Source organism: Gracilibacillus thailandensis (genome assembly GCF_010994055.1).
In the GTDB taxonomy this organism is placed as follows: Bacteria; Bacillota; Bacilli; order Bacillales; family Amphibacillaceae; genus Gracilibacillus; species Gracilibacillus lacisalsi.
The window spans coordinates 1-5,031 of record NZ_WJID01000095.1; the positions used below are offsets into that span (position 1 = coordinate 1).

The 5,031-nt window shown below is 37.0% G+C and carries 7 protein-coding genes; 3 read left to right on the top strand and 4 right to left on the bottom strand.

Annotated features, from left to right (window positions below):
• Positions 1–39 precede the first annotated feature (39 nt).
• The 3 genes from GH715_RS21400 to GH715_RS19890 all read right to left on the bottom strand — a co-directional run bounded on the left by GH715_RS21400 (position 40) and on the right by GH715_RS19890 (position 2,200).
• Positions 40–270, bottom strand: a complete 231-nt coding sequence (locus GH715_RS21400; protein ID WP_205601874.1) for a hypothetical protein — start codon at positions 268–270, stop codon at positions 40–42.
• Positions 271–418: 148 nt separating this feature from the next.
• Entirely contained in the window at positions 419–964 is a 546-nt protein-coding gene (locus GH715_RS19885; protein ID WP_153836989.1) for a GNAT family N-acetyltransferase, read from the bottom strand.
• Between the two features lie 336 nt (positions 965–1,300).
• Complete coding sequence (locus GH715_RS19890) at positions 1,301–2,200, bottom strand: TIGR01777 family oxidoreductase (RefSeq protein WP_153836990.1); 900 nt, start codon at positions 2,198–2,200, stop codon at positions 1,301–1,303.
• 58 nt (positions 2,201–2,258) lie between these two features.
• On the opposite strand from GH715_RS19890, the gene recX reads away from it, so the two are divergent.
• Positions 2,259–3,083 carry a recombination regulator RecX gene (recX, locus tag GH715_RS19895; protein ID WP_324187005.1) on the top strand — a complete coding sequence of 275 codons (825 nt, stop codon included), beginning with the start codon at positions 2,259–2,261 and terminating at the stop codon, positions 3,081–3,083.
• Here recX and GH715_RS19900 read toward each other — a convergent pair whose 3' ends face one another.
• Positions 3,084–3,878 (bottom strand): HAD family hydrolase, encoded by a 795-nt coding sequence (locus GH715_RS19900; protein WP_153836992.1) that lies wholly within the window; start codon positions 3,876–3,878, stop codon positions 3,084–3,086.
• Positions 3,879–4,023: 145 nt separating this feature from the next.
• Here GH715_RS19900 and GH715_RS19905 point away from each other — a divergent pair, with 145 nt between their 5' ends.
• Together GH715_RS19905 and GH715_RS19910 are read left to right on the top strand one after the other, a co-directional pair.
• Entirely contained in the window at positions 4,024–4,356 is a 333-nt protein-coding gene (locus GH715_RS19905; RefSeq protein WP_153836993.1) for a YfhH family protein, read from the top strand.
• A gap of 20 nt (positions 4,357–4,376) precedes the next feature.
• Positions 4,377–4,646, top strand: a complete 270-nt coding sequence (locus tag GH715_RS19910; RefSeq protein ID WP_018932581.1) for a YfhJ family protein — start codon at positions 4,377–4,379, stop codon at positions 4,644–4,646.
• Positions 4,647–5,031 lie beyond the last annotated feature (385 nt).

Sequence of the window (5,031 nt, forward strand, 5' to 3'; positions counted from 1 at the left end):
ACGCTTGAAGAGGGAGACTTCTTTCTGAAGAACGTTAAATTATTCACCTAGTTCTTTTTGCAAGCATTCCTTACAATAGATGGTGCCATACTCTTGATAATATTTCTTTACATTAGTGATTCCCAAAGTATCCTGTAGTCTACTATGAAAGAAATATTCTTCATTAAATTGTAATTGTCGTGAGCATTTGTCACATTTTATTTTTGCTGTAAACATGTTCATCACCTGCCAGTTATAGACTAACATATTCACAAGGTTATCAACAGCCAAAAACAGCTATGACAGCTTTAAGTCCATTTATCCACGCTATCCCCATTCAAGCAACCTATAAAGGCACTGAATAACTGTCCTTATTAAAACAAGATCCACAAACCTTATGCACATTATGCACAGATTTGTGGATAACTGTTGTGGATAATCACATGGCTTCTTCGCCGTCTGTAACAGTTTCTAAATGAGAGAAATAATTTTCTTTCGTAATTACATATAAATCATAAACAGGTTCTTCCTGTGGGTTAATTTTTTCAAAAACTTCAGGATAGCTTTCATTACCATACATGACGAAAGGGATTTTTAAAATAGCTTTTAAAGAGCGTACATTCGTACGTCTGATTTTAATAAAAATTGCGTCGATGTCATGATGATAAAACACCTCTTCGAAAAAAGCGTCTTTTGCTAATTTATTATAGCCTTTGCCAAAGTATGGCTTTCCAATCCATGTCGCCAAAAATCCAGCCTTATTTTCTATATCAAATAAATTGATCGTCCCGATTGGATTAAAATATTCATCGACAATGGTGCGGGAGATCAATTCACCGTGTTCTTCGGCTTCCATTGTCTGTTTCGTTAAAAAGTAAAATTCGTCACTAGAATAAGCTTTATGTCTTACGTATGGAAATACTTCCGGATCAGACATGAGATCAAATAACACAGGCGCATCCTGGACGTCTCTTTTTTTAAGCATAAAAAATCCCTCCTTAGGCTTTGGAGGGTGAAAGGAAGACAGAAACATGGCGTAGCTGTGTCCTTACCACCCTCGAATTTTTATCAAAGTTTAAACAAAAATTCGGGGTGGGAATCGAACCCACTAGAACCAGTTTACTTTCGCTGGTGGCGCACCATTTGCCTTCCCTTATATCAACTGCTCGATACCCTTATCTTACACAATAAACAAGATAGTTGTAAATAGAAAATCACAAAAAAATACGAAAAAATTCAAGTAAAATGAAGGAATATTAAGAAAATTTACTTTAAATTAATATAAACGTCATAAACGATCGTAAATAACCTATTAAGGCGATTAATTGTAAATTTCGGCTAATGCTTGCTCGATGGTAGCGTGGTGAAAATGATAGCCTGATTCGATTGCTTTTTCGGGTAAAACTTTTTGTCCATCCACAACTAGTATACTCATTTCACCTAGAAGTGTTCTTAAAAGAAAGCTTGGCGTGGGAAACCAGCTCGGTCTGTTTAGGGTTTTAGCAAGAGCTTGTGCTAATTCTTTATTTTGAACAGGGCTTGGGGCAGTGAGATGTAAGGTGCGTTCAACATGTTTATGATCGATTGCATATAACAAGAGACCGACGACATCCTTAATATGGATCCATGATACCCACTGTTTACCGGAACCAATTTTTCCTCCGGCGAATAATCGAAACGGGATTGCTATTAGTGGTAAGGCACCTTCTTCTCCCAAGACGACACCAAGTCTTGCCACAACCGTTCGGACACCAAATGATCTTGCTTGTAATGCTGTTTCTTCCCATGCTTCCGTGACTTCAGCAAGAAAGTCATTGCCTTGCTCTTCTGATTGTTCCGTAAAAGTTTTCGTGTCTGATGTGCCAAAGTAGCCGATAGCTGAAGCATTAATAAGTACTTCAGGCTTTTCTGACAGTTTGCGAATTAAGTCGATAATCGCATAAGTCGCATTAATTCTACTTTGATAGATTTTGTCTTTCTTTGCTTTGGTCCAATAACCAAATAGGGAATCCCCTGCCAAATTAATGATGGCGTCAAGTTTTGGTAAATGTTGTTCAGGATGAAAGTCGTCATGTAGCCATCCAATATAAGATACTTGTTGATTACTTTTATATTTGTTGGGAGATCGAGTCAAAATGTAGACGGAATCACCGCGTTCAGTTAATGCTTTTGTTACATGTTTTCCGACAAACCCAGTTCCGCCAGCTATTGCGATGTTCATGATAAGCCCCTCCATTTCGTTTGTAGAACAAATGTTTGCGTGTTAAAATAATAGTGAGGTGATAATCTTGCCCGAAATAGCTAAAATAACGACGCAAAAGAAATCGAAGCACCGTTATAATATTTTTTTAAAAGAAAATGAGCAAGAATACTATGGTTTTAGTGTTAATGAAGATATTTTGATCGAATATTATCTTCGAAAAGGGTTGTTCCTTACTCCTGAAATGATCGAGCAAATTCAAGAAAAAGATCAGTCATATAAAGCCTATACCCTTTCTGTTAAGTATTTAAGTTATCGAATGCGTTCTGAGCAGGAATTAATTGACCACTTACGACGTAAAGAAGTTGACGATACTTATATCGGCGAAGTAATCTCTCGCCTGAAACAGGAAGGTTTGGTGGATGATGTTGCTTTTAGTGAGGCATTAGTGAGAACGAAAATGCAAACATCCACTAAAGGACCTTTAATGATAAAGAAGGAATTAGTCGAAAAAGGTATACAAGCTCCTAATATTGAACAGGCATTATCCCTCTATACATTTGAGAAACAATTTCAAAAGGTAGACAAATGGGCGAAAAAGAAATTACAAGTCTCCAGTAAAAAATCTCGCCAGCAACAAATCGACAGTATTAAACAGTCGCTATTACAAAAAGGCTTTTCATTCGATGTTATTACAGAAGTATTAAATAATATTGAATTGGAGCGAGACGATGATGAGGAGTACGAAGCTGTCGTATTTCAAGGTGAGAAATTGGTGACTAAATATCAGAAAAAAGATAGTGGATATGGATTGAAACAAAAGGTGAAAGCAGCTTTATATCGCAAAGGATTTACAGCTGATCTAATTGACCGTTTTATAGATGAGTATCTAAGTGAGCACTGATTAACTTGTGCTCACTTTACCTTGGATAAATTCAATTGCCTCAAATACGTCATCAACAACGTGTGTCGCTTTTTCTTTAACAGCCTCTGGTGCTGTTACCATTGCAAAGCTGTTAGCCGACATTTCAAACATCGGAATATCATTGAATGAATCACCTATTACAGCAATTTCTTCTGGATTAATATTTAAGTATTCTGCTAAAGCTGTTAACCCTCGCGCTTTACTTACACCTTTTGGTACGATATCCACACAGTGTGGATCAGATAAATACGTTTCACTCACCTCAGAAAATGCTTCGTCTATCTTTTGCTGGAAACCAACAATATCCTTTTCGTCGCCAAGCAACATGTATTTACTAGGTAAGAATGCTTCATTATAGTCATCTGCAAAGTCTACACCTTCCACAAGTGGGAAATAAAGAATGTCTTCCATAGCTTTAATTTCTGGTGTTTTAAAAGAAATATATGATTCATCTGCCGTTGTAATGCAGAATGGATTCGGAAAAGCACTAACTGCGTGATGTAGAGCACGGCTTGTTGCAGCATCAAACGTTCTGGTAAAAATTTTTTGATTATCTTTCGTGTCAACAAACGCACCATTTTGACTGATGCGGTGTGCATCATGATTTATTTCTGAACAGATTTTCACGATATCTCGTTCCATTCTTCCAGTAGCAACGACGAAATCAATGCCGTGTTCTTTTAAACGATGAATAGCATCTATATCTTCTTGTTTGATGATATTGCCAGGTTTTAATAGTGTTCCATCTAAATCTGTCGCAAATAATTTTATCAAGCTGGACCATCCTTTTTTGTAAGATTACCCTCATTATACAGGGGAACAGGCTGTGTACGAAATAATATAGCACCGGTTTACGATATTTTAACATTAGCCAAAGTAATGGTAAAATGAAAGTAGAAACTAACATGGTGGTGTAGTAATGGAGCGCAGATATAGCACATATACGGTTGAGGAGTTACGAGCAGAAGTAGCAGTATTAAAGGAAAAATTACAAAAAGCAGAACAATGGGGAAATGTCAGTGAATATGAGATCCTCCAACGAAAAATGCAAATGGCAGCCGCTTATCTCGTGAATCCGGCTGATTTTGAGAAAGGTGAGCGCTATGAGCTAGCCGGAGATCCAGGGCAAACTTTTGAAATTACCTATATTAATGGTGTGTTTGCCTGGGGACATCGTATCAATTTACTAGGTCAAAAATTTGAGACAGAGGAAGCAGTGCCATTATCAATATTAGGGGATAAACAATCTTAATATAAGCGGGGGAAGTAGAGATGCAAGAAGAGATTCAAAGACTAGCAGAGGAATTACATCAAAAAAATCCATCTTTAACCTTGCTTGAGGCAAGAAGTTGGGTGGAATTACTTTGGGAAGATTTTGAATCGACAAGAGCGAAAGCAGGCAGGAAATACGAAGGAGTCGAAGTAACAAAGAAGATTGTACGCCACTGGATCGCACAATATGGCGATAAATTAGATGACTTCGCGACAAGATACCCAAGATATCAGAAATTAATCAATGGTGAAAATACAACCTTACATTAAAGAAAGCTTGGCTACCCGCCAAGTTTTCTTTAATTGGAGGAGTCCTTCTTTTCATTGTACAGTAGGACTTTAACAACTTGATGAAGGACAATAAAAAGTAAAATCAGAAAAAAGTGTCCATCATAAGGCTGATGAAGGACAAAAAAAGCAAAAATCGGAAAAAAGTGTCCATCACAAGGCTGATGAAGGACAAAAAAAGCAAAAATCGGAAAAAAGTGTCCATCACAAGGCTGATGAAGGACAGAAAAAGCAAAAATCAGAAAAAGTGTCTATCATAAAGGCGATGAAGGACAAAAAAAGCAAAAATCGGAAAAAAGTGTCCATCATAAAGGCAATGAAGGACAGAAAAAGTAAAAATCCTAAAAAGTGTCCTTCATAACAAGTT